The sequence below is a fragment of the Kitasatospora sp. NPDC004723 genome, assembly GCF_040609255.1.
GTDB lineage: Bacteria > Actinomycetota > Actinomycetes > Streptomycetales > Streptomycetaceae > Kitasatospora.
This window is the reverse complement of sequence record NZ_JBEXJT010000001.1, coordinates 103243-125698: the sequence shown is the minus strand read 5'-3', so window position 1 is coordinate 125698 and position 22456 is coordinate 103243. Positions and strand designations below refer to the sequence as shown.

Sequence of the window (22456 nt, the reverse complement as noted above, 5' to 3'; positions counted from 1 at the left end):
CGTCCGACGCGGAGGACGGCGCAGAGGACGGCGCGGACGCCGGCGCGGGCGGTGCCCCGGCAGGGCGCGGCGGCACCGGGGGGCGCGGCGGCGCGGCGGGCTCCGGTTGCCGCGCGTACACGCTGTCCCCCTCACCACTCCCGCCCGGGCCCGCGGGCCCCGGGGCAGCCGGCGGCTCGCTCCAGGGCCCCTGCTTGCGCCACCACTCGCCGTCCGACATCGCACACACCCCGCCTTGCCCGTACCGAACCGGACCCGACACGCGTCCGGACGCGGCGTCATCCCCGCCGACCGTGACGGTACCCACCCGCCGCCTGCCACGCGAGCCCCGGCGCCCCCGGCGTGCCCCACCGCACCGGTCGCTCCGCCGACGCCGGGACCCTCCCACCCGGCCACCGCCCGACTAACCTAGGTCGAATGACCACACAGCAGGGCCACCAACGCCAGGCCAAGTCCGCCGCCGGCCCCCGCACCCTGGCCGAGGAGCTGCGCGCCCGGCCCGACGACGACCTCGCCGCCCTGCTCCGGTCCCGCCCCGACCTGCTCAACCCCGTGCCCGGCGACCTCACCCAGCTCACCGCCCGGCTCTCCTCCCGCGCCTCCGCGCTGCGCGCGCTGGAGCGGCTGGACCGGTTCACCCTCCAGGTCGCCGAGGCCCTCGCCGCCCTCCCCGACGGCACCCCGCCCGCCGCCGTGCGCACCCTGCTGGCCGGGCCGACCAAGGTGAAGCCGCACCCCGGTGCCACCCCGCTGAGCGCCGCCGACCGGGCCGCCGTCGCCGCCGCGCTCCCCCGCGCCCTGGCCACGCTGCGCGACCGCGCCCTGCTCTGGGGACCGGACAACGGCCTGCGCCTGGTCATCGCCGCCCGTGAGGCGCTCGCCCCGACCGCCCAGAACCCCGGCCGCACCGGTCTCGGCCCGACCTTCGCCGAGGCCACCACCGGGATGTCCCCGGCCCGCCTCCAGCAGCTGCTCGCCGCCGCCGGACAGCCCGCGACGCCCGACCCGGTCACCGCCGTCGCCGCGTTCACCGCGCTGCTCACCGACCGCGCCCGCTGCGAGGAACTGCTCGCCACCGCCCCCGAGCCCGCCCTGCGGCTGCTCGACCGGCTGGTCTGGGGTCCGCCCACCGGCACCGTCCCGGACGCCACCCGTCCGGTCACCGCCGAGGACGCGCAGAGCCCGGTCGAATGGCTGCTGGCCCGCGGTCTGCTGCTGCCCAGCAGCCCGGGCAGCGTCGTGCTGCCCCGCGAACTCGCCCTCCACCTGCGCGGCGGCCGCTCGCACCGCACCGTCGAGCCGGTCCCGCCCGAGCCGGCGCCCGCCACCGCGCCGCGCGACCCCAGGGTGGTGGACGCCGCCGCGGCCGGGCAGGCGCACACCGCGGTGCGGACCGTCGAGGAGCTCCTCGACCTCTGGGGCCTCACCCCGCCGCCCACCCTGCGCGCCGGCGGCCTCGGTGTGCGCGACCTCAAGCGCACCGCCCAGGCCCTGGAGAGCACCGAGCCGGTCGCCGCCTTCTGGCTCGAACTCGCCTACACCGCGGGCCTGCTGGCCCCGGACGGCGAGGTCGACGAGCGCTGGGCGCCGACCCCGGGGTACGACGAGTGGCTGCGGCTGGACACCGCCGAGCGGTGGACCGTGCTCGCCCGCGCCTGGCTCACCGCCACCCGCGTCGCGGCGCTCGCCGGCACCCCCGACGGCAAGGGCCGGCAGCGCGCCGCGCTCGGCCCGGAGCTGGACCGCACGCTCGCCCCGTCCGTGCGCCGCGCCGCCCTCGCCCTGCTCGCCGAACTCCCGCCCGGCACCCCGGCCGCCGCCGAGGACCTGCTGCCCACGCTGCGCTGGCAGCGTCCGCTGCGCGGCGGGCCGAGCGCCCCCGACGGCGGCGGCGACCTGCGCGACCAGCTGGTCGCCTGGACCCTCGCCGAGGCCGAGCTGCTCGGCGTCACCGGCCGCGGCGCGCTCGCCGCGCCCGCCCGCGCCCTGCTCACCGCCGAGCACGACCCGGCCGCCGTGCTCGCCCCGCTGCTGCCGCAGCCGCTCGACCACGTCATCCTGCAGCCGGACCTCACCGCGATCGCCCCCGGCCCGCTGCTCACCCCGCTCGCCCAGGCGCTCGCGCTCTGCGCCGACATCGAGTCCAAGGGCGGCGCGACCGTCTACCGGTTCACCCCCGGCTCGGTGCGCCGTGCCCTCGACGCCGGCCGCACCGCCGCCGACCTGCGGTCCTTCCTGGAGCAGCACTCCCGCACGCCCGTCCCGCAGCCGCTCGCCTACCTGATCGACGACGTCGCCCGCCGGCACGGCCTGCTGCGGGTCGGCGCCGCCTCGTCCTACCTGCGCTGCGACGACCCGGCCCTGCTGAACGAGATCCTGGCCGACCGCCGCGCCGCCGACCTGCGGCTGCGGCTGCTCGCTCCCACCGTGCTGGCCGCCCAGGCGGCACCCGACGTGCTGCTCGCCGGCCTGCGCGCGATGGGGTACGCACCGGCCGCCGAGTCCGCCGAGGGCGATGTGCTGATCACCCGTCCGGACAGCCACCGCACCCCGCCGCGCGCGGCCCCGGTGCCCGTCCCGGACGGCCCGCCCGCGCCGGACGACACCCTGCTGGCCGCCGCCCTCAAGGCGATCCGGGCCGGGGACCGGGCCGCGACGGCCGCCCGGCGCGAGCCCACCGCCCCGGCGGGGCGCCAACTCCCGCGCACGGCCGCCGCGGAGACCCTCGCGGCGCTGCAGACCGCGGTCCTGCTCGGCGAGCGGATGTGGATCGGCTACCTCAACGCGGAGGGCCTCGCCAGCCAGCGGATCATCGACCCGGTCAAGGTCGAGGGCGGCTACGTCACCGCCTTCGACCACCACGACGGCGAACTGCGCACCTTCGCGCTGCACCGGATCACCGGCGTCGCCGAACTGGACGAGTAGGAGGCCCCGGGCGCTCAGTGCCCCTGCTGCTTGGCGTCCTGCTCCGCCTGCTTCTCCTTCATCGCCTTCTCCGCCATCGCGGCGAGGTCCCCCTGCCCGACCGGCATCACGGAGCTGGCCCCGGTCAGGTCGGCGAGCAGGAACCCGGGCGAGGCCAGCAGCCCGCCCGGCCCCTCCCCGATGCCCGCGATCGCGTGCGCGGAGGTGGCGGTGGTGGCGGTCGCGGCGAAGGCCGTACCGACGAGGGCGAGGGCGGTGAGGACGCGCTTCGACTTGTTCATGCCCTCCCCAACGAGCCACCCGGCCGCCGGTCACCCCGCGCCACTCCCTCCGCACCGCGCGTACCGCCGGTTGACGCCCCGCCCCCACCGGCGTAGTCCGGAATGCGGGGGGTGACGAAAGGAGTCATCATGCTCGGCGATCTCATAGGCGACATGCAGGGCCGGATCATCGGCCGGCGCGTCCTCGACGCCGGGGAAGGCCACGTCGTCGTCGAGGTCTCGTTCGAGGGCAGCGGCAGCTACTACGGCACCGCCGTCACCGGCTTCGGCACCTACGAGTCCGAATTGCGCGCCGACGGCACCCTGCACGGCGAGGGCCAGGGCGTCGACATGACGGCCGACGGCCAGAGCGTCGTCTGGCACGGCAGCGGCATCGGCCGCTTCACCGAGAGCGGCGGCACCAGTTGGCGCGGCTCCCTCTTCTTCCACACCGTCTCACCGGGGCTCGACCGCCTCAACCACGTCGTCGGCCTCTTCGAGTACGAAGCCGCCGCCGACGGCAAGTCCACCGCCAGCTACCACGAGTGGAAGTAGCCGTCCGACCCGAGCGGTCCCGCCCACCCGGCCGGATGCGCGACACTGGAGGGTCGGCGTCCCGAAGGACCCCGCAGACCCGACCTACCTGTCAGCCAGTGGAGGGCTCCCCCGCGTGAACGACGGACCGCTCATCGTCCAGGCGATCAAGCGAGATGCGCATCTTATGGCCGCGCAACCGCACAGGCCAGCCCACTTCCCCTCGCACCCGGACCGGCGGAGGAACTGGGCGCTCTCCGCGACAGGGATGCCCAAACAATGCGCCCCGCCCGCGACCTCACGTTACGGGCGGGGCACCTGTCTCACAATTAGCTCGTGACGACGGCAGGGAGCTCCTCGCCGGCGATGTAGTACTTTCGCGCACTCTTGGAATTCAATTCCTTTTGATACATCACGACATATCCAGGAAGTGCCATTATCTGCCAGGAATCGGGAAGCCTCGCGCTCACGAACCGGAAGAACTCATTCGCCGTCATCTCGGGCCAGTCAATATCAACCCGGAACTGCTCGTAGTAGCTTTCCCTCTTGGTTCGATGGTGCGCAAACCTGAAAGTATAGGGGAGAGCATCCTTGGCGAACTTCAGGATAGAGCGCAGGCTTTGATCACCCTGAGGGAGATCGCATATCATCCAGTCAAGATTGGCAGGGTACAACTGATCGAAGTGATCGCCAGAGAAAACCGTGGTGTCACGCTCGGCTCCAGGGTCATTGATGCCGAAGCCATTAAAATTCCAAGGCGCCCGACCGTCGCCCTGAAACCTGTCAATGAGAAGCTTCTCCGGTGCGACCGCAGCGAAATCCTCATCCACGGACAAGGCTTTGAAGCTCATCCAGTCCAGGTGAATATTTTCGCGCCCACTCAGCTTATTGAGGTGCTTCCTCAGCCTTTGACCGAGGGTGACATCGGCCTTCCCGATGTACACGGGGTCACCGTGCCGGTAGAGCTGATACACCCCCTTGTGATTCGGAAGGAGGTCGATGTTCTCATCGGTCAGAGGCGCTGGCTCCAGCCCTCTGAGTGCCGCAGCCAACTGATCGCCGAGCGCCTGAGTGATGCTCAGCTTGAACTCGGCGTGGTTCTCCAGTGACACGGCCTGGCTCCCTTCGGGCGAGTGATCGACATCACCTTAACTGGTGAGCGAGAGGCGCAAGTTGCGCACATCTCGGAAATGTGCTTGATGATCGCCAACTCCGCGGTACACTTTGGACATGCCTGAGCTGCGAGAAGAGCGCCAACATGTGGGGACCTGCGTCGAGCTGTTTGCCGGCGGTGGCGGACTCGCCATGGCTGTGCACGCTGCGGGCTTCCGCCCGCTCCTGGTGAACGAGTACGCCCCGCGAGCCTGTGAGTCCCTGCGAAACAACCCGCCGGACCCCGACGAGCCGGAGAAGCGTTGGCCGCTCGTCCCCGGCGATGTACGCGAGATCATCAACTTCACTGACCACGTCAAGGACGAGGTCGACGTCCTCGCCGGCGGACCGCCGTGCCAGCCCTTCAGCCTGGGCGGTGCCCACAAGGGCATGGAGGACGAGCGGAACATGTTTCCCGAGATGTTCCGCGCCATTCGTGAGCTGAAGCCGAAGGCGGTCATCTGCGAGAACGTGCGCGGCCTGCTCCGACCGTCTTTCAGGCCCTACTTCGAATACATCTTGAACGAGATGCGCCTGCCCTTCGTCAAGCGCGAGAAGGACGCGACGTGGGAAGAACACAACGACGTCCTTGAAAAGCTGATCGCCAATGACTCCGTCGAGCTGTCGCAGCGATATGTGGTCAAGGAGATGGAGGTCAACGCGGCTGACTACGGCGTTCCGCAGATCCGAAACCGAGTCATCATCGTCGCGTTCCGCGCTGACCTCGAAATCGACTGGGCCAAGTTCATGCCCAAGCCGACACACTCCGAGGAGTCGATGATCCACTCCATGCGTGAGGGCGGACCCTACTGGGCCCGGCATAAGGTGGACGCCGCCGCTCGCAAGCGCGTCATCGACAACCTTCCCGAACTCGATCTTGAGAACGAGAAGGTCAAGGAGAAGCTAAAGCTCGATCCGTGGCGTACTCTGCGTGACGCGATCGCGGGCATCGACGAGAACGAGGGAAAGCCTCTTCCCCCGGTTTCCGAGGAAGAGGTCAAGAACAAGGTCATCGTTGGGGGCATCCCGGACCACATCGGCTGGCCTGGCGCGCGCATGTACGCCGGACACACTCCGAACCTCCTGGACCGGCCGGCGAAGACCGTGAAGGCGGGCGTGCACGGTGTCCCGGGCGGGGAATCCGTCATGAAGCTTGACGACGTCGACTTCGCCAACTTCGGCGGCGGGACTGGCTACCGATACATGACCGTACGTGAGACTGCGCGGGTCATGACGTTCCCGGACCGTTGGATTCTCGACGGGCCGAGGGGAGAGAAGATGCGGCAGCTGGGGAACGCTGTGCCCGTCAAGCTCGGGATGGCCTTCTCCAAGGCTGTCGCCGAAGCCCTCAAGTCGGTCCCGGAGAAGCGGAAGTGACCGAAACCGCGAGCGGTCGGCAGGGGCGCTGGAACGATCAGATGCCTCCCGATCGGGCGTGGAAGCCCAGAGTGGGGATGACCAGGGATGCCCGGGCCGCCGAGCAGGACCGAGCCGCCGGCAGCCGCCTCACACGCGCGGTCGAAATCGGCGAGGGCCGATACGCACGCGCGTCCATCGCTCTGCGCGTGTACCGCAGGACGCGCCGCATCCGTGCCTACCTACGGTGGTCACAAGAAGGCGACACACGGGAGCAGTACGTCGGCGAGGTAGACGCCGGCACCCGCGCCGCGAACCTCGCAAAAGCGTGGGAGATGGCTCACGCCGCCGGTTATGTGACAACCGAGCCCCTTCCGCCCGGCTCGTGGGCGTCCTCTCCAGCTTCCCGCGCAGTAATGTCCGCCAACAAGGGACGGGACACGAAGCCCGAGATGCTCTTGCGGTCCGCACTCCACAGACATGGTCTGCGGTATCGCGTCGGGGTAAGGCCCCTGTCAAACCTCCGCCGTACAGCCGACGTGGTGTTCACCAAAGCGCGCGTCGCCGTCTTCGTCGATGGTTGCTACTGGCATGGCTGCCCAGAGCACCTTCGCCCCGCTAAAACGGGCGCGGCGTTCTGGCACGACAAGATCGCGGGAAACCGAGCCCGTGATGCTGAGACCAACGAGGCACTACGTGCAGCGGGATGGCTTGTCATCCGGGTGTGGGAGCACGAAGATCCCGAACTGGCGGCACAGAACGTAGCTGAGGCCGTGCAGTCGAGACAGCACACACCACCGAGTGCCAACGCCCCAGACTGACCTTGCTTCGGGCCCTTCCCTAAGCCAGGGAAGAGCCCGAAGCGTTCGCCGCGCCCTTCGTTGAGAAGGCGGACAACGAATCCGCTGATAATCAGGGCCCTTGCTGTGTGCCGACCGCTCGGCGATCCGCGCACCCACGGAGCTCGCCCGATCTGAGGCTAGCGCCAGACGACCGCCAGGAACGCTGCGGCGATCGTCAGTGTGGCACCGAACGCCGCACCGCCTCGGAGCACGGCCGCCGGCCTCGTCGCGCCGTCGATAAGGCGAAGCCATGCGACACCGATGCCCACAAGCAGTGCCACCAGCGCAGTGATCGTGAGAAGAAGGCCAAGCACCAGCCCATGGGTATGCGAAGTCATCCTGCGACCTTTCGAGCCGACCAAGTTGTGCACCCCATCGTCAGGCGGCCGATCACACAAAAGCATCCATCATGTGTGATGATGTGTGACATTGGGTGGCGATCGCGAGGGTGAACCGTTGGGTGAGCAGGACCATCTGGAAGAGCTGGCGCACGAACTGAAGCGGGCACGGATTGGGGCTGGTCTTGGGGTCGCCCAGCTGGCCAAGAGAGCAGGCGTGTCCACGAACACGGCCAGCTCAGCTCTCAATCCGAAGAGCGGCAAGCCGCTTCCTTCCCTCCGAACGATTGCGGCACTCGCAATGGCATGCGGTGTGGACGTGCGGCCGCTGCTCGACCTCCATGACGCCGCCCGCCTGCAGAGGCAGGTTGCGGATGTTGAGGAGGCTGCTGCCCCTTCAGGCCCTGAGTGGATCATGACGGCGGACGGTGCCGAGCCACCAGAAAGACACTTCAATCCACTACGACGCGAGAACCTCTTCCGCAGTGTCCAGTGGGCTCTGCAAAGCGCCGCTCCGGTCAACCTGGCAGATCCTCTCCCGCGATTCGCCGGTAGCGGCCTCTACGCCCTCTACTACGCCGGTCCTCACGAGCTGTACACGCCCATCTCCTCTGAACTCTGCGGCGCGCCAGTGTTTGTAGGTAGCGCCCTGCCGGGCGGCCGGAGGTCCTACCGGGCCGAGGATGGCCACGTTCGAGGAGATGAGAGCCCGGTCTGGCGCCGGCTCGCCGAGCACCATCGGAAGCTTGAGGCATGCACCGACCTTGATCCGGGGGACTTCCGCGTCCGCTTCTTGCTCACCGACGAACTGTTCATCGAACCAGCGGCAGACCTGACCATTCGCGACCACCGTCCAGTCTGGAACGTCCTCTTGGATGGCTTCGGCGTTCACGCGCCAGGATCAGTCCGTGCCTCGCGCGCGCTGCGGCCGAGGTGGCACGAGGTGCACCAAGGGATCGCCTGGGCCGACCAGATGCAGCCCCAACCCGATGGAGCCGCAGTACTGCGTGATGCCGTTCGAACGCATCTAGCCTCGTCCGTGGCATAGCGTCGCCTGTCCGCCTCGACAGGCGTGACAACCCGTTAAAAGAGCCACACGGTCTTCCGGAGCGGAGGCGTTGCACGCTGGACCCGACATTTCGTCAGACTGACGCAAATTTGCCGGAACTGCGCCGGTGAGCTTCACGGTCTGACATGCTGAAGTCCCAGCGAGAGGGGCCGCAGCGATGCAGTGGAAGATCCACGGGGAACGTCCGATCTACGAGAACCCATGGGTGAACCTGTGGCTGACCGACGTCGAGCAGCCTGATGGGCGCCGCTGGGAGTACCACGTGGTCAAGCTGCGGCACCTGGCTGTGGCTGCCATCGTGAACAGCGAGAAGCAGGTCCTCATGATGTGGCGGCACCGCTTCATCACCGACACCTGGGCCTGGGAACTCCCGATGGGGCTGATCGAACCGGAGGAGACCCCGGCGGAGGCTGCGGCCCGTGAGGCTCTGGAGGAGACCGGCTGGAAGGTCGGCGAGGTGAAGCCGCTGATCTACGCCCAGCCAGCGAACGGGATCACCGACTCCGAGCACTTCGTCTTCCGGGCCGATCCCGTCGAGTACGTGGGCACGCCGACCGAGCGCAACGAATCCGACCGAATCGAGTGGGTTCCGCTGTCCGAGCTTCGCGGCATGATCGACCGCCGCGAGATCGTCAGCAGCGGCACGCTCGTGGGTGTGCTCTACCTGCTGCTGGACGAAGCCGGCCTTTGATCAGCTTGCCGCGCTGGTGATCCGGTCCGCCAGCGTCGCTACCGAGGGGTTGGCACGGTAGGGCCTGAGTAGGTGGCGGAACTCATGGAGGTGGGCGACCACTCTGGGGGACTCGATCACTGCCGCGAGATCGAGGGCTTCCATGGCGGTCGCGCACGCCAACTCGACCTGCCGCCGCTGGAGCTGGGTCCGTGCGAGCCAGAAGCTATGGAACGCGCGGCCCCGGAGGTTCGTCGTCGGTTCGGCCCGTAAGGCTTCGGCGATGAGGGGTTCGGCGGCGGTCGCGTCCCCCAGCTGACCGAGGGCGATTCCGGTGTCCACGGTGAGCTTGGTGTGGTCGAAGTACTCGACCCATGCGGGGTCGTCGTCCCCCTCGCGGATGCGCTCGAAGTGCTGTTGCGCCTCGCTGATCGCGCGGTGGGTCGACTCCTGGTCGTTTGCGCTCGCGTGGCCGAAGGCTTCGCGCATCGACAGCATGGCCAGTAGCCTCGGCGTGCCGCCGACAAGGCGCGCTGTCCTGTGCGGCTCTGGCGAGCGTGATCGCGTCCTGCGCCCTGTCCTGGTAGGTCGACTGGAGGCTGAGACAGGCCAGCACGTTGGCGATGAACGGGCGGTCGTCGATCTCTCGTGCGAACCGAAGCGACTCGGTGAAGTAGCCCTGCGCCGTGTTGTACTGCCGTGCGTCGAAGTAAGTCCACCCGGTGAGGCGTGCGAGCTCGGCAGCGATGCCGTGGAGGCTGCGCCGGTAGTTGGGATCAGCGGTGTCGCGCATTATGCCCGTGACGTACCTGAGTTGACCGATCACCGCCGGCCGGAGCGCTTCGCCGCCGTGCTGGTCGTCGCGCCGCCAGTAGTCCTCGATGGACGCCTGGAGGGACCGCAGGACGTTGGGCGTGACCCGCGTGCCCGCCGCGATGGCGAGGATGTTGTCGAGATCGCTGTCTGGACGCGAATCCACGACCGGCAATGGGGCACGGGCGGGCTCGACCGCCGACGCTGGGCCTCGGCGTGGGATCGGCGACGGTTCCCAGCTGCGGTCCGCCAGGCCGAGCATCCGTCCCGGAATCCGTAGGCCGTCCGCGATGCGTTCGATGACGGTCATGTTGGTGACCTTCGGGCGCCCCTTCATCACCTCGCCCACTCTGCTGGGCGTCAACTCACACGCCCGGGCGATGCGCGAAGGGTGGAAACCGCCTTTGCGCTTGGCGAGTTGGAAGATCAACGCGAAGTCTCTCTCCGCGCATGCCGCAACCATCTCGGGGTCCGCGAGCAGTCGGCTCGGAAGCCCTGGTGATGGTGTGGACTCGCTCATGGCCGGCTACCCCCAGCGCAAGGAAGATCATCGCTCAGTGTCACGCGAGATAACTGACCGCGAGTTTACCCATCGTGGGTACACGCGCTGGCCTTATTTCGACACTGCCCGCCCCGGGATTCTGAGATCACCTCCGGGGGACGCCCGGAGCCCGACTGATGGAGGGGGCGGTCCTACCGATGAGCCTGATCAAGACCGTCGACCCACCAGGCACTGAGCACATCGAGATCCCGGTAGTGCGGTCCGACGACCTTGGGTGTCTGCTTCATCTGCCATGCCATCCCGAATCCGCGGGAACCGCCCGCAAGTTGGTGACTACGGCTCTGACGGCCTGGTCCTTTGAGCACCTTGCGGACGTGGCTGAGCTGCTGGTGACCGAGCTGGTTGCCAACGCGGCCAAGCACACGGGGTGTTCGCGGATCTCCGTCTCAGTGGACCGACAGGAGGCGTCGGTCTGGGTGGGGGTCAGGGACTCGTCCCGCGCACTGCCGTGCCGCACGGAGCCGGAGGGTGAGGCAGAGTCCGGGTATGGCCTCGGCCTGGTGGAGTCCCTCGCGTCCCGTTGGGGAGTGGACTGGGCCCCCTTCGGCAAGTGGGTCTGGTTCGCGCTGAGGACGGCGACACCATGACCACGGACAAGGCTGGGGCTCGCGGCCGTCACCGCGGCGAGTCCCACGATCCGGTCGGTGTGGTGCTGACAGGGGTCTGGGCGCTCGGTCACGTGGTCACCGTGTTCCTCCTCGGAACCACCGTGGTGAACCAACTGGACGCCGACCACCACGGCCTGGCGCACACCTCGCTGGCGGCACCGGACCACGAACCGCTGGCCTGACCGCTCCCCTCAAGACTCCCCCGGCCTCGACGACACCGGGTCCGGGGGGCGCTCCACCGTGGCGGGACTGAACCCGCCACCCCAGTTTTCCCGCCGGAACCCCGGCGGGAGGTCCCAAGTAGAAGGGAAGAAACACCATGGTGCAGGACACCCCGGCGGCTCCGGCCGTTGAGGGCGGCCTCCTGGTCGCCGCCCGGAAGATCGCCGCTGCGCGGGCTCGTACCGAGCAGCCGTCCGACGTCAGCAGCGGCCGTTCCGACGGCAACGACTGACAAGGGCGCCCACGATGCATGATGCCGCTTCGTGGGCGGCGCGTCTGGGCGGGGACTCGTTCCTCGCCCAGACGTTCAACCGCTCCTACGCCGTCTTCCCCGGTGAGGCTGCCGACGTCGCCGGCCTGCTGTCCTGGGACGACCTGAACACCATTCTCGCCACTCAGCGGCTGGAGCCCCCGCGGCTTCGGCTGTCGCTGGACGGTGAGATGGTGCCCCTTCCCCGATACTCGCTCCCGGTTACCACCCGCCGGTCCGTGACCTGGCACCGCACCCAAGCGGCCGAGCTGCACGCCCGATTGGCAGAGGGCGCCTCGCTCGTGGTGGACTCGATCGAGAAGATTCACCCGCCGATCGGGGCTGCCGCTGAGGCCCTGGAGCGCTTCCTCGGCACGCTGGTGCAGGTCAACGCCTACGCCTCGTGGACCGAGCGGGAGGGCTTCGGTACCCACTGGGACGATCACGATGTTGTGGTGGTCCAGATGTACGGGGCCAAGCGCTGGAAGCTGTACAGCCCCACCCGGATCGCTCCGACCTTCCGGGACGTGGAAGCGCCGGAGCAGCCGGAGGGCGAACCTCTCGTCGACCTGGTCCTGACCGCTGGGGACGTGCTCTACCTGCCGCGCGGCTGGTGGCACGCGGTCAGTGCCGACCAGGGGACGGCCTCCCTGCACCTGACCTTCGGCCTGGTCACCCACACCGGTTCCGACCTGCTGACCTGGGTCGTGGATCAGCTGCGCTCCCGCCTCGCCTTGCGGTTGGACGTGCCGCGCTTTGCCCTGCCCCAAGAGCAAGCCGCGTACGTCGATGAGCTGCGTTCGGAGATGCTGACCGAGTTGTCCGATCCCGAACTGGTCAGCCGCTGGGCCGAGTCGGTCGACACCACGCACTACGGCCGGGCGGTCACCTCCCTGCCGTACATCGACGGCCTTCCTGCACGGCCGGAGATCGCGGTCCGGCTCACCGCCCCTCGCGCCAGGATCACGGAGAACGGCCCGGACGGCACTGTCACCCTCGCGGCGGCGGGGACCGCATGGGACTTCGCCAGCCAGGCCGCCCCGCTGCTGCGGGTCCTGCTGACCGGACAGCCGGCCACCCTGGGGGCGCTGGCCGCGACAGCCGATCTGGAAGTGAAGGACGTGGCATCGCTGCTGTCCGTCCTGATCGAGGGCCAGGCTGCCTCCGTGGTGGGGACGGCGCTGTGACCGCCGCTCTCGGCTTGGGAACGTACCGGGTGCGCGTCGTCAGCCAGGCGGCGCGCACCGCCCTCAAGGCCGGAGCCCTCTGGGTGGACACGGCCCCCAACTACGCTCACGGCTCGGCACACCAGGACCTGGTGCCCGTGCTGGCTGCTCACCCGGATGTCAGGGTGAGCACGAAGACGGGCTTCCACACGGCCACACAAGGGCGTGCGGCCGTCGCAGCCGGCGTGCTCACCGCGGAACTCGCGACTATCGGACACAGCCTCGATCCGGCGTTCATCCGCTGGCAGACCGAGCAGTCCTTGAGCGTGCTGGGCCGCGCCAACCTGGTGTTCGTCCATAACCCCGAGCGAGCGGCGTCCGACCACGACCGCGCCCAACTGCACAGCCACCTACGGGCAGCGTTCGCCGTCCTGGAGGAATTCGCTCATGCCGGCCGGATCGGCGGCTACGGCGTCGCCACCTGGTCCGGTCTGGACTCGGGCGCGTTCACGGTGGCTGAACTTCTTCACCTCGCCGAAGAGGCCGCGGGGTCGGCAGGCCACCATTTCACCGGACTGCAAATGCCGGTGAGCCTGGTCATGGCCGACCCCATCACCCACGCGCTCATGGACGCCGGACCGCTGGTAGAAGCACGGGACTCGGGAGTGATCACCTTCGCGTCCGCGCCGTTGCACGGCGGTGAGCTGCCCGAGCTGATGACACCCGAGCTGGTGAACCTCATCCGGCCCGGGTTGTCCGCTCCTGCTGCTGCGCTGCTGGCCGTGGCCTCCTGCCCGGGCTTGGATGTGGTGCTGTTGTCTGCGAGCACCGTGGAGCACTGGGAGGATGCGGCAAAGGCCGTGGCCGTCCCGTTGGACGGCGACCGACTCAGGAGCGTGATCGATGCACTCGCCACCGGATGAGGGCACCCGGCTTCGCATGGAGACCGCGCACGCGAACGCGGCGGCGACCCTCGAGCTGAACTGCACCGGTTCTCCCGTGTGGGGGTTCCTCGGCTGCACGATCAGCCGCCGGGCCGGTGGGCTCTGGTTGCGTGTGGCCTCCACCTCGAAGGCGAACGCGGGCCGGAGGCAGGGGGAAGGCGTCGTCGGCGCGTCGATCCTGGTCCCGGACGACGTGCCGCGTCCCAAGCTGCACGACGTGCTGGACTGGGTCGAGGGGCTGTACGCCTACAAGACCGAGCTCACCGACTACGTCGCGCATCCGGTCATCTCACCCGACCGACCGGACCTGGCCCGAGACCCTGGCCTCCCGGATGAGTGGTGGAAGAGCCTTCGCGATGCGCTCGGTCACCTGGGCCAGGCGGCAGGCGTGCGGACCACTGTCCGACCTGGCTGGATCGACAAGGCGTTCCCGCAGTTCCTCGGCATCCCCGCACCCGAGAAGGTCGAGCGCGTTACCGGGCACGGTGACCTTCACTGGGGGAACCTGACCGCGCCGCTGGCCATCCTCGACTGGGAACGCTGGGGCCAGGTGCCCGTGGGCTACGACCCCGGCCTCCTCCACGCAAACAGCCTCCTGGTCCCGGAAGTCGCCGCACGCATCCGCGCAGAGTTCGCCCCGGTGCTCGACACACCCACCGGCCGGATCGGCGAACTCGTCGCCCTGGCCGAGATGCTGCAAGCCGTCGCACGCGGCTGGTACCCCGAGCTGGCTCCCCTTCTCGCCAACCGGGCAGTCGAACTCACCGGCGTCCAACCCCCGGTTCCCGTGAAATCGGAGGTCTCAGCGTGACCGAGCTGGCTGCGGCGGCCGGATGAGAGCCGTTCCACCGAGCAGACACACAACCTCATGAACACGCCGGACCACCCCTGACCTTGGCGGGGAGGGTGGTCCGGCGGCGAGTTGACCTCGCTGACCAGCCCTGGTGCCGCATGGTACTGGGGCCAGCGGCATGTTCAGAGCGATTTTCTGACGTGGGGTCAGCATGGTGAGCGTGGTAGGTGCGGGTGTCGGGTGGTGCGGCGGCGGCATGCGGGGCGCCACTCCGGTCGGGCCCCCCGACAGCTGCCGAGTTGTAGGGGCGGGCGGGTTCGGTCAAGCCCGCTCGTACGGGCCCGCACGGGGCGACGGTGGCGCACGGTGCGGGCTTGACGGGTTCCGAGCGCCCCGGAGAATCGGGCAGCGGGGGGCCCGAACGAACGGCGGGCAACCATCGGCCTTGACCTTGGCCTCGTGGGGCCGGACTGCCTGTCCGGGGTCCCTTACAGCCCAGCCGACCGCCATCTCGTTCCTTGCGCCGCCAGCGGGGCCGCCCATAGCGGGGCGGAGACAGGAGCGGCGGGCGGCAACGCGGCGGCGCGCGGCCCGCCTCTGGCGGGCCGCCTTGATCCAGTAATGAAACTTTGAACACGCCTCCCTGGCCCGCTTCATCTTCCTGGTTCTGGCCGCTTTCTGCCGGCCGTACGTCTTCCTGCCTGCTGCTGTCCTGATCCTCCGAAGGCGTCAGGAAGTCCGCGGTGCACTTCTCCGTTCGTCCTCCGTACGCCTCGGCCTTGGCGCGCTCGTGCGGGCGTGGTTCGCTCCGCCCCACCGCTTCGGCCTCGGGCTGTTTCGACGCTTCCCGGTCGGCTGTCACACCGATTGCGCCGCCGACACCTCTATGGACCGTACGCATCTCCTGGCTGCTCGGCGGGCTACCACAAGATCGGCTCGCTCCGGTGAGTCGTGGCGGCGGGACGGTGGCGCGCAGGGCTCGGGAAGAAAGTTCGGTCCGCGTGTCACACGGACGCCGATTTCCGAGCTTCTAGGGAGTGAAGCCGGGCCGCCGGAGCGAATGGGATGAACAGGACATGTCGGATATGACTGTGACGTCGGCGGAGTTTATCCACAGGGCGTTCGTGGCTGGATGGTCTGACCGTGAGCGGGGCAGCTTCTACCGGAAATTCTCGGCCGGGCCCAATCGCGGAATGGCGGCATCGTGTCCCGCATCCGGTCAGCGGGAACAACTGGGCCGCCTGTGTGGCACACGCCACAAAGAGACCTTCCGGACTTTCTGGAGAAATGTGGTTTTTGTACGAACTCATGTCAGGTCGAAGGCTGGATACCACGCGCCATATCTCCCACTCAAGGACTTGTGCGACGACCACAGTGGACGTGTTCCCGAACGGTTCGGGGTCGACGCGGCGAAGGGTGGTTCGGTGATCGTGTGGCGTGATGTGTGCCACGAGTTCCGCATGGTGGACTCGCTCGCGGGTTCTTGTCGTCAGCGGTCGTTTCTCATCGCCCTGCCGGCGCGACTGAGGGGCTCGGAGTCGTGGGTGGACTTGCCTGCGGACCTGCGGTTGGCTTGGCGCGCGTCCCGGGATGCGGGATCTGGGGAGACGTTTCTCCGTGCTGCGGGATCTGTGTGGGTTGGAGGATGTGCGTGGGTGCCCGAGCCGGCGATGGTGGCTTGTGGTCGCCTTGATGGCCGCTGGCCTGCGGGGTTGCCTCACCTTGATGGGCCGCCAAGCGAAACCTTGATGGCTGCGCGCACCTTGATGGCCAACCTTGGTGGGAGGAGTTACCGAGCCGTTGCGAAACAGGGCTTCCGCATCAAGGAATCCACCAAGGTTCGAGGTGTTGAGTGCAGGAACTCACCAGCCCGGTATCTGAAATCACCGGCCTGCGAGGCCGTTCTCACCGGCCATGCGGGGCTGGCTGGGAACTCACCACTTTTCTCACCGACACCCGATGCACAGCCGTTATGCGCGGTCGGGGCGCTTGGGGAGAAAACCGGTGAGTGCCGCCGGATTGAGTGGGACCACCGGAAGCAAATGACCTGCGGGGGAAAGAACCTGATGCATACTCGGGAAATCGACGAACTCAAGGCCCGGCTTGCCAGGCTCGGCGGCACGCTGGCCGACCTGGAGGAAGCCCTGTCCGCCTTCGTCGCGGCTACTTCTGCTTGTTCAGGAGTTCTGGCAGGGCTTGATGGAGAAGCGCGACCAGAGACGACACCTGGTCTTCGAGCGTCGTGATCCGCTCCGACAGTTCCAGGTATTCGGCGGTGTGGCTGTTCGCCTCCTCGTCGGATACCTGGCTGTCCGCAGTGCCACCCGGCGCGGCCGGCGGCACCTGCCGCACGAACGTGCCCTTGCCCTGGACCGAGTAGACCCACCCCTCCTTACGCAGGATGCCGATCGCGTTGCGCACGGTCATGTTGGCAATGCCGAACCGCCGCTCGTACTCGGCATTGGTCGACAGCTTGTCCCCGGGCTTGAGCTTGCCCGTCGTGATCTCCTCGCGGATGACATCGGCGGCCAGCTGATAGCGCGGGCGCTCGTCTTCGATCGGCAGGTCCATGCCCCCAAGGTAGCGGTAACTAGCGCGAGCTAGCGCTAGTAGCGCAGATATCTGACCAACCGAGCTAGCGATGTCAGGTGACTTGGCTAGCTACCACATCTAACGTTCTCGATTGTCGGCACTCGCCGACGACCTTCCACCCCTCTCCCTTGGAGCCCTTCATGGCCCGTATCACCATCCGTCCCGACCTCGCCGGCACCACCCACATGGTCGCTGTGCCGCCCGTGCCGAAGATGGCCGACGCCGCTACCGGTCAGGTCGCCACCGACCGCGAGAGCGGTGCGACCCTCTACACGGTCCAGCTCCTGGAGACGTTCGAGGCGACCGCTCAGCTGATCAAGGTCACCGTGCCGGAGACCGGTCTCGACGCTGGTCTCGTGCCCGGAGCGATCGTGCGCCCGGTCGGCCTGACCGCCACCCCGTGGGCGAACCTCTTCAACGGTCAGGTGCAGTCGGGTGTCGCCTACCGCGCGGCCTCCCTGGTCCCGGCCGTGCCCGCCACGGCCTCCTCCGCGCCGAAGGCCAAGGCGCCGGCCGTCGAGCCCGTCGCGTCGTGACCGGCATCGGCCCCGCCCGTCTCGTCGGGCCCGTGGACTGCGCGTCTGCGGGCCCGGCCCCGGCCCCCGAGCCGGTGGCGTACCCGCTCCCGGCCCCGGATGACGACCCCCGCTTCACCCTCGGCCTGGTCCTCGACGCCGCCACGGTGCTGGAAGGCCACGGCTACCCGCCGATCGCCTCCGGTGCCGACCTGCTGAACCTGCGCCAGGCCCTCTTCCGCTTCCTCTATCGCCCCAAGGACTCCACCTGATGACCGCCTCCTCGCCCCTGCCCACCACGAGCCCTCTCGACGCGATGCCGTGGCTGCCCTACGCCGCCGGGGCCGTCGTCCTCGGCCTGCTCGGCTGGCTGATCGTGATCGGCGTGCGCTACCTGTGTGCCGACAAGGAGACCCGCCGCTCGATATGGCAGGCCGCCCGCATCCGCCGCACCTGGCCGCGCCTGGCCCGCAACCTCGGCCTGGTCACCACCGACCGCACCCCCACGTTCCTCCAGTCCATCGCCGACACCAAGGGGGGCAAGAAGCCCGAACCCCGGATCCTCACCCCGAGCCTGTCCACCGAAACGGACTCGTACGGTGTCACGGTCACCGTGAAGACGGTGCCGAAGATCGGACTGGAGGAGTTCCAGAAGCGCGCCGACCACCTCGCCGACGCCTGGGGCTGCACCCGGGTCTCGGTCAACCCCGCCGGCCCCGGCAGGCTCCGCATCCGCGCAGTGCGCCGCGAACCCCTCTTCGAGCCCTACGCCTACACCCCCGACGGCAAGCCTCCGGCAGACCTGTCCGTCTGGGACCTGGGCATCGACGAGTACGCCCTCGCCTCCGTCCTGCGCATGTCCAATGTGCCCGGCGTGTGCGTGGCCGGCCTTCCCGGCTACGGCAAGACGTCGCTGATCAACGGCCTCATCTCCCGTCTCGCCCCCTCCGGCGCCGTCCAGTTCGCCGTGGCCGACGGCAAGGTGTCGGAAGCACACGAAGGCGACTACGCCGACGTCGTGAACCGCCTGTTCGCCTTCGTCGGCGACGACCTCGAAGCCGCGAACAAGCTCTTCAACCGCCTGGTGAAGCTGCGGCGTGCGCGCTCCTCCTCGATCCGGCGCGTGCTGGGCACCACCAACATGTGGTCCAAGGGGCCCAGCACGGCCTGGCCGCTGGTCGTCCTGGTGATCGACGAAGCCCACACCTACTTCCGCGAGTACAAGGGTGCCGACCCCGCCACCAAGCGTCTCGCCCAGCTCGCCGCCGACAACGCGCGCCTGGTCGAGGACCTGGTGAAGAAGGGCCGCTCGGTGGGCATCGTGGTCGTCCTGGCCACCCAGAAGGCCACCGGCGACGCCATCCCCACCTTCATCCGCGACGTGTGCCCGGTCTCGCTGTCGTTCGCCCAGAAGACCACCGACGCCGCGGTAGCCGCCCTCGGCGAGGACATTCGCAACTGGCCCGACGCCAACCCCGTGACGATGCAGGACCCCGGCTTCGTCGGCGTCGCCTCCATGGTCCGCCAGGGCCACGAAGGCTTCACCCGCATCCGCGTGCCCTACGTCGAACCCGACCACGTCGCCCGCGTCGCCGAAGCCTCCGCCCACCTGACGGCCGACCCTTTCGAGCTGCTGGTCCTCCAGGCCGGCCCGAACCTGCTCAAGGACACCGACTTCGACACCACCGCCTGACCGCCATGCCGCCAACGTGCAGACCAGAGAGGAGAGTCAGCGATGACCGCCAGCACCTCAGCCGTGGCGGGTCCGGCCGATACGGGGGCGTTCACCCGCATCACGGTCACTGTGGTGATGGCGGTCATCGCCGCCCTGGCCTTCGTCTTCTCCTTCGGCAACGTCTGGGCCCTCGCCCTGCGGCTGGGCATCCCCCACCCCATCGCGCCCCTGATCGCCCCCATGGTGGACCTGTCCGTGGTCGGCCTCCTCGTGGCCCTCCACCACCTTGTCCTGACGGGCGCCGCTCCGAGCCAACTCGCCCCGGCCAACCGGCTGATGCACCTGTGTGGCCTGCTCACCCTCGCTCTCAATACCGCCGAACCCCTCATCACCGGCCACTTCGGGCGCGCCGCCCTCGACACCGTCGCCCCCGCCCTCCTGCTCGGCTGGGGAACGGTCGGTCCGGACCTCCTGCGTCTTCTTGCCACCCCAACCACTCGTCCCAGCAAGGATGTTGCTCCTGACCTCCACTTCGCACCGTCGACCGACACGCCGCTTCTCCTCGACCGGCCCGACCCCGTACCGGCCTCGTACCCGGCGGACACGGTCTCGGCCGCTGAACTCCGCACCCCTGCGAACAGCGCCGAACCCGACCAGGGGCCCACGCCGCCGCTGCCTCCGGCCGCTGACCTGACCGCCCCGGACACCGAGTCTGACCCGGAACCCACCTCGGACCCGGAACCCGCCCCCGCCCCCATGGCTCTGCCGGACGTCCCGGCCCCGCTCCTCGGCGTCGGCCGCCGCATCGCTGGCGACCACCACGCCCGCACTGGCAACGTGATCACCCCGGCCGAACTGCGCGTCCGCCTCGACGTCCCCACTCCGCTCGCCGACGCTGTCCACGCCCGCTTGGCCGCCGTCCCCGGCTGACGCCCCACCCCACTGCCTCGCGCCGACCGCGAGCACCACGCCCCTCGTGGTCGGCGCGATGGCACCGCTATGCCTCGTCGCTTCCACCCGGCCGTGATTGCGCCCCGCGGCCGTGCCGCGAACGGTCCGCCCCGTGAAGCACCCCACAACGCTGCCCGGAAGGACAGAGCCCATGACCGTCCACCCTGACCTCCTCGACCTGCGCGCCGTCGCCTCACTGGCCGCCCGGGACCTGGTCCACCTCGCCAACCGCGACGACTTCGACCGCATCGAAGCCACCGTCGAGCGCCTGGCCGGCTGCACCCACCCCATCCAGCTCACCGGCAGCACGTCCACGTTCGACACCACCACCGGCGAACTCCTTCGGCACTACTCCAGCGCCGCCGAACCCCTCGGCCGCACCCTCATCGCCTGCGGCAACCGCCGCGCCACCCGCTGCCCCTCCTGCTCGCGCGTCTACGCCGCCGACACGTATCAGCTCATCCGCGCCGGACTCGCCGGAGGCAAGGGCACCCCCGACGCCGTCCGCACCCACCCCCGCGTCTTCGTCACCCTCACCGCCCCCAGCTTCGGTCCGGTCCACAACCGCCCCACCACCCGCACCGGCAAGCCCTTCCCCTGCCGATGCGGCTCCCTCCACCCCGCCGACGTCCCGATCCTCGGCACCCCCATAGACCCCACCACCTACGACTACGCCGGAGCCGTCCTCTTCAACGCCCACGCCGGAGCCCTCTGGGCCCGCTTCACCACCTACCTGCGCCGCGAGGTCGCCCACGCCGCCGGCCTCACCACCAAGGAACTGCGCGGCCACTGCCGGGTCTCCTTCGCCAAGGTCGCCGAGTTCCAAAAGCGCGGCCTGGTCCACTTCCACGCCATCGTCCGCCTCGACGGCCCCGAAGGCTCCACCACCACCCCGCCCGCCTGGGCCACCACCGGCCTCCTCACCCACGCCGTCCACGCCGCTGTCGAGAAGGTGGCCGTCACCGTGACCGGCGACTCCATCGGTGAACGTGTCCTTCGCTGGGGTGCTCAACTCGACGTCCGCGTGATCCGCAATCCCGACGCTGCCGACCGCGACGACACCCCGCTCACCGACGCCGCCGTGGCCGGCTACGTCGCCAAGTACGCCACCAAATCCGCGGAGGGCACCGGCACCGTCGACCGCCCCCTCTACTGCACCCGATGCAAGGGACGCGGACGCACCCCCACCGACGACGGCGACATCGAATGCCGCTCGTGCGAGGGGACCGGCCTGGCCGAACCCATCGCCGACCTGAAGGTGGCCGCGCACGTCCGCCAGATGATCCGCACCTGCTGGGACCTCGGCCGCCGCGTCACCGACTTCGCCGACCTCAAGCTCACCAAGTGGGCCCACATGCTCGGCTTCTGCGGCCACTTCTCAACCAAATCCCGCCGCTACTCCACCACCCTCGGCACCCTCCGGGGAGTCCGCCGCACCTGGCAGAGCGAACAGGCCCGCATCCGGGCCGGCCACCCGCCCATCGACCCCGACACCACCCTCGTCGTCTCCGACTGGCGTTACCTCGCCACCGGCTACGCCCCCGGCGAAGAACTCCTCGCCCAAACCGTCCGCGACAACCGTCAAGCGGCGCAGCGTCTCAGGCGCGAGGGGGACTTGGGATGACAACCGTCCCAGACCTCGGCTGGGTGCCTATGCAGGTCTTCGAGGCGCTCGACAGCACCGATGCCGGCGAGCTCCTCATCGAGAAGCATTCAATCGGGCGACCGACAGACCTGCCGTCCTGGGTCCTGTCTACAAAGTTCCCGAGCGTCGCAGTGGATCTCCTTAGTCACCTCGGCAGCGCCGATGCTGGGGCTGCGGTGACCATCGGTGCGCACACCAAGGTGCGGGTGAACGCCCCATCGATCCGGCTAACCATGGACGGGCCCATGTCACTGACGTCCGCCCTGGTCCATCAGCCGAAGACCAACTGCCTAGTACCATGTATCGAAGCCCGTTTTCGGCTCGCAGAGGCGTACCACCTCGGCGCGTTCCGCTTCCGATCCTCCTCGTGGGACCTCGCTGAGACGGTCATGGGCGTCCAGGACGAACTTGCTAGGGCGACGCGACCGGTGCTCTGCGAACTGACCTTGCTGCAAGTCGCCTTCACAACACGCACCGGCGACAGCAGGTTCTTCCAGAGGCCTGTACTGACGGTCCTTCGGGGCGACACGCCCGCAGCAAAGTAGCTGACTGCCGCCTGTCCCTTGGGCGCTCC

The 22456-nt window shown here is 69.0% G+C and carries 23 protein-coding genes; 18 read left to right on the top strand and 5 right to left on the bottom strand.

Annotated elements, in window-relative coordinates:
- Positions 1 to 417 precede the first annotated feature (417 nt).
- Positions 418 to 2925, top strand: a complete 2508-nt coding sequence (locus ABZW10_RS00625) for a helicase C-terminal domain-containing protein (RefSeq protein WP_355357647.1) — start codon at positions 418 to 420, stop codon at positions 2923 to 2925.
- A 14-nt stretch (positions 2926 to 2939) separates the two neighbouring features.
- Here the strand turns inward: ABZW10_RS00625 and ABZW10_RS00620 are convergent, their stop codons facing one another.
- On the bottom strand, positions 2940 to 3206 hold the full coding sequence (locus ABZW10_RS00620) for a hypothetical protein (protein WP_355357644.1): 267 nt from the start codon (positions 3204 to 3206) through the stop codon (positions 2940 to 2942).
- A gap of 129 nt (positions 3207 to 3335) precedes the next feature.
- On the opposite strand from ABZW10_RS00620, the gene ABZW10_RS00615 reads away from it, so the two are divergent.
- Positions 3336 to 3740 (top strand): hypothetical protein, encoded by a 405-nt coding sequence (locus ABZW10_RS00615; protein ID WP_355357641.1) that lies wholly within the window; start codon positions 3336 to 3338, stop codon positions 3738 to 3740.
- A gap of 308 nt (positions 3741 to 4048) precedes the next feature.
- Here the strand turns inward: ABZW10_RS00615 and ABZW10_RS00610 are convergent, their stop codons facing one another.
- The gene (locus ABZW10_RS00610) at positions 4049 to 4831 is read right to left on the bottom strand and encodes a GIY-YIG nuclease family protein (RefSeq protein WP_355357638.1); all 783 of its coding nucleotides are present in this window, start codon (positions 4829 to 4831) and stop codon (positions 4049 to 4051) included.
- A 118-nt stretch (positions 4832 to 4949) separates the two neighbouring features.
- Here ABZW10_RS00610 and ABZW10_RS00605 point away from each other — a divergent pair, with 118 nt between their 5' ends.
- On the top strand, positions 4950 to 6248 hold the full coding sequence (locus ABZW10_RS00605; RefSeq protein ID WP_355357635.1) for a DNA cytosine methyltransferase: 1299 nt from the start codon (positions 4950 to 4952) through the stop codon (positions 6246 to 6248).
- Between the two features lie 41 nt (positions 6249 to 6289).
- A complete protein-coding gene (locus ABZW10_RS00600) occupies positions 6290 to 7048 on the top strand; it encodes a very short patch repair endonuclease (RefSeq protein ID WP_355358861.1) in 759 nt (252 codons plus the stop codon).
- Positions 7049 to 7206: 158 nt separating this feature from the next.
- On the opposite strand, the gene ABZW10_RS00595 is transcribed toward ABZW10_RS00600, so the two are convergent.
- Positions 7207 to 7407, bottom strand: coding sequence for a hypothetical protein (locus tag ABZW10_RS00595; protein WP_355357632.1), 201 nt, complete (start codon positions 7405 to 7407; stop codon positions 7207 to 7209).
- A gap of 118 nt (positions 7408 to 7525) precedes the next feature.
- Here ABZW10_RS00595 and ABZW10_RS00590 point away from each other — a divergent pair, with 118 nt between their 5' ends.
- Positions 7526 to 8455 (top strand): Eco29kI family restriction endonuclease, encoded by a 930-nt coding sequence (locus ABZW10_RS00590; RefSeq protein WP_355357629.1) that lies wholly within the window; start codon positions 7526 to 7528, stop codon positions 8453 to 8455.
- Positions 8456 to 8633: 178 nt separating this feature from the next.
- The gene (locus ABZW10_RS00585; RefSeq protein WP_355357626.1) at positions 8634 to 9167 is read left to right on the top strand and encodes an NUDIX domain-containing protein; all 534 of its coding nucleotides are present in this window, start codon (positions 8634 to 8636) and stop codon (positions 9165 to 9167) included.
- Here the strand turns inward: ABZW10_RS00585 and ABZW10_RS00580 are convergent, their stop codons facing one another.
- Positions 9168 to 9644, bottom strand: coding sequence for a hypothetical protein (locus tag ABZW10_RS00580; protein ID WP_355357623.1), 477 nt, complete (start codon positions 9642 to 9644; stop codon positions 9168 to 9170). It abuts the gene before it with no gap.
- Positions 9645 to 10658: 1014 nt separating this feature from the next.
- Here ABZW10_RS00580 and ABZW10_RS00575 point away from each other — a divergent pair.
- The 6 genes from ABZW10_RS00575 to ABZW10_RS00550 all read left to right on the top strand — a co-directional run bounded on the left by ABZW10_RS00575 (position 10659) and on the right by ABZW10_RS00550 (position 14522).
- A complete protein-coding gene (locus ABZW10_RS00575) occupies positions 10659 to 11108 on the top strand; it encodes an ATP-binding protein (protein ID WP_355357620.1) in 450 nt (149 codons plus the stop codon).
- Positions 11105 to 11311 carry a hypothetical protein gene (locus tag ABZW10_RS00570; RefSeq protein ID WP_355357617.1) on the top strand — a complete coding sequence of 69 codons (207 nt, stop codon included), beginning with the start codon at positions 11105 to 11107 and terminating at the stop codon, positions 11309 to 11311. Before ABZW10_RS00575 ends, ABZW10_RS00570 begins: the two co-directional genes overlap by 4 nt.
- A 137-nt stretch (positions 11312 to 11448) precedes the next feature.
- A complete protein-coding gene (locus tag ABZW10_RS00565) occupies positions 11449 to 11583 on the top strand; it encodes a hypothetical protein (protein WP_355357614.1) in 135 nt (44 codons plus the stop codon).
- Between the two features lie 14 nt (positions 11584 to 11597).
- Positions 11598 to 12788: a cupin domain-containing protein gene (locus ABZW10_RS00560; protein ID WP_355357611.1), complete on the top strand. Its 1191-nt coding sequence runs from the start codon at positions 11598 to 11600 to the stop codon at positions 12786 to 12788.
- Positions 12785 to 13690, top strand: coding sequence for an aldo/keto reductase (locus ABZW10_RS00555; RefSeq protein WP_355357608.1), 906 nt, complete (start codon positions 12785 to 12787; stop codon positions 13688 to 13690). Before ABZW10_RS00560 ends, ABZW10_RS00555 begins: the two co-directional genes overlap by 4 nt.
- Positions 13691 to 13706: 16 nt before the next feature.
- Positions 13707 to 14522: a hypothetical protein gene (locus ABZW10_RS00550; protein ID WP_355357605.1), complete on the top strand. Its 816-nt coding sequence runs from the start codon at positions 13707 to 13709 to the stop codon at positions 14520 to 14522.
- Between the two features lie 2145 nt (positions 14523 to 16667).
- On the opposite strand, the gene ABZW10_RS00545 is transcribed toward ABZW10_RS00550, so the two are convergent.
- Positions 16668 to 17075, bottom strand: coding sequence for a GntR family transcriptional regulator (locus ABZW10_RS00545; protein ID WP_355357602.1), 408 nt, complete (start codon positions 17073 to 17075; stop codon positions 16668 to 16670).
- 161 nt (positions 17076 to 17236) lie between these two features.
- On the opposite strand from ABZW10_RS00545, the gene ABZW10_RS00540 reads away from it, so the two are divergent.
- From ABZW10_RS00540 to ABZW10_RS00515, 6 genes are all read left to right on the top strand, one after another.
- On the top strand, positions 17237 to 17632 hold the full coding sequence (locus tag ABZW10_RS00540) for a hypothetical protein (protein ID WP_355357599.1): 396 nt from the start codon (positions 17237 to 17239) through the stop codon (positions 17630 to 17632).
- 32 nt (positions 17633 to 17664) lie between these two features.
- The gene (locus ABZW10_RS00535; RefSeq protein ID WP_355357596.1) at positions 17665 to 17883 is read left to right on the top strand and encodes a hypothetical protein; all 219 of its coding nucleotides are present in this window, start codon (positions 17665 to 17667) and stop codon (positions 17881 to 17883) included.
- The gene (locus tag ABZW10_RS00530; protein WP_355357593.1) at positions 17883 to 19304 is read left to right on the top strand and encodes a cell division protein FtsK; all 1422 of its coding nucleotides are present in this window, start codon (positions 17883 to 17885) and stop codon (positions 19302 to 19304) included. Before ABZW10_RS00535 ends, ABZW10_RS00530 begins: the two co-directional genes overlap by 1 nt.
- Positions 19305 to 19346: 42 nt before the next feature.
- Entirely contained in the window at positions 19347 to 20216 is an 870-nt protein-coding gene (locus ABZW10_RS00525; RefSeq protein WP_355357590.1) for a DUF2637 domain-containing protein, read from the top strand.
- Between the two features lie 172 nt (positions 20217 to 20388).
- Positions 20389 to 21861 carry a replication initiator gene (locus ABZW10_RS00520; RefSeq protein ID WP_355357587.1) on the top strand — a complete coding sequence of 491 codons (1473 nt, stop codon included), beginning with the start codon at positions 20389 to 20391 and terminating at the stop codon, positions 21859 to 21861.
- Positions 21858 to 22427 (top strand): hypothetical protein, encoded by a 570-nt coding sequence (locus tag ABZW10_RS00515; protein ID WP_355357584.1) that lies wholly within the window; start codon positions 21858 to 21860, stop codon positions 22425 to 22427. The genes ABZW10_RS00520 and ABZW10_RS00515 overlap by 4 nt, the downstream gene beginning before the upstream one ends.
- The last annotated feature ends 29 nt before the right edge of the window (positions 22428 to 22456 follow it).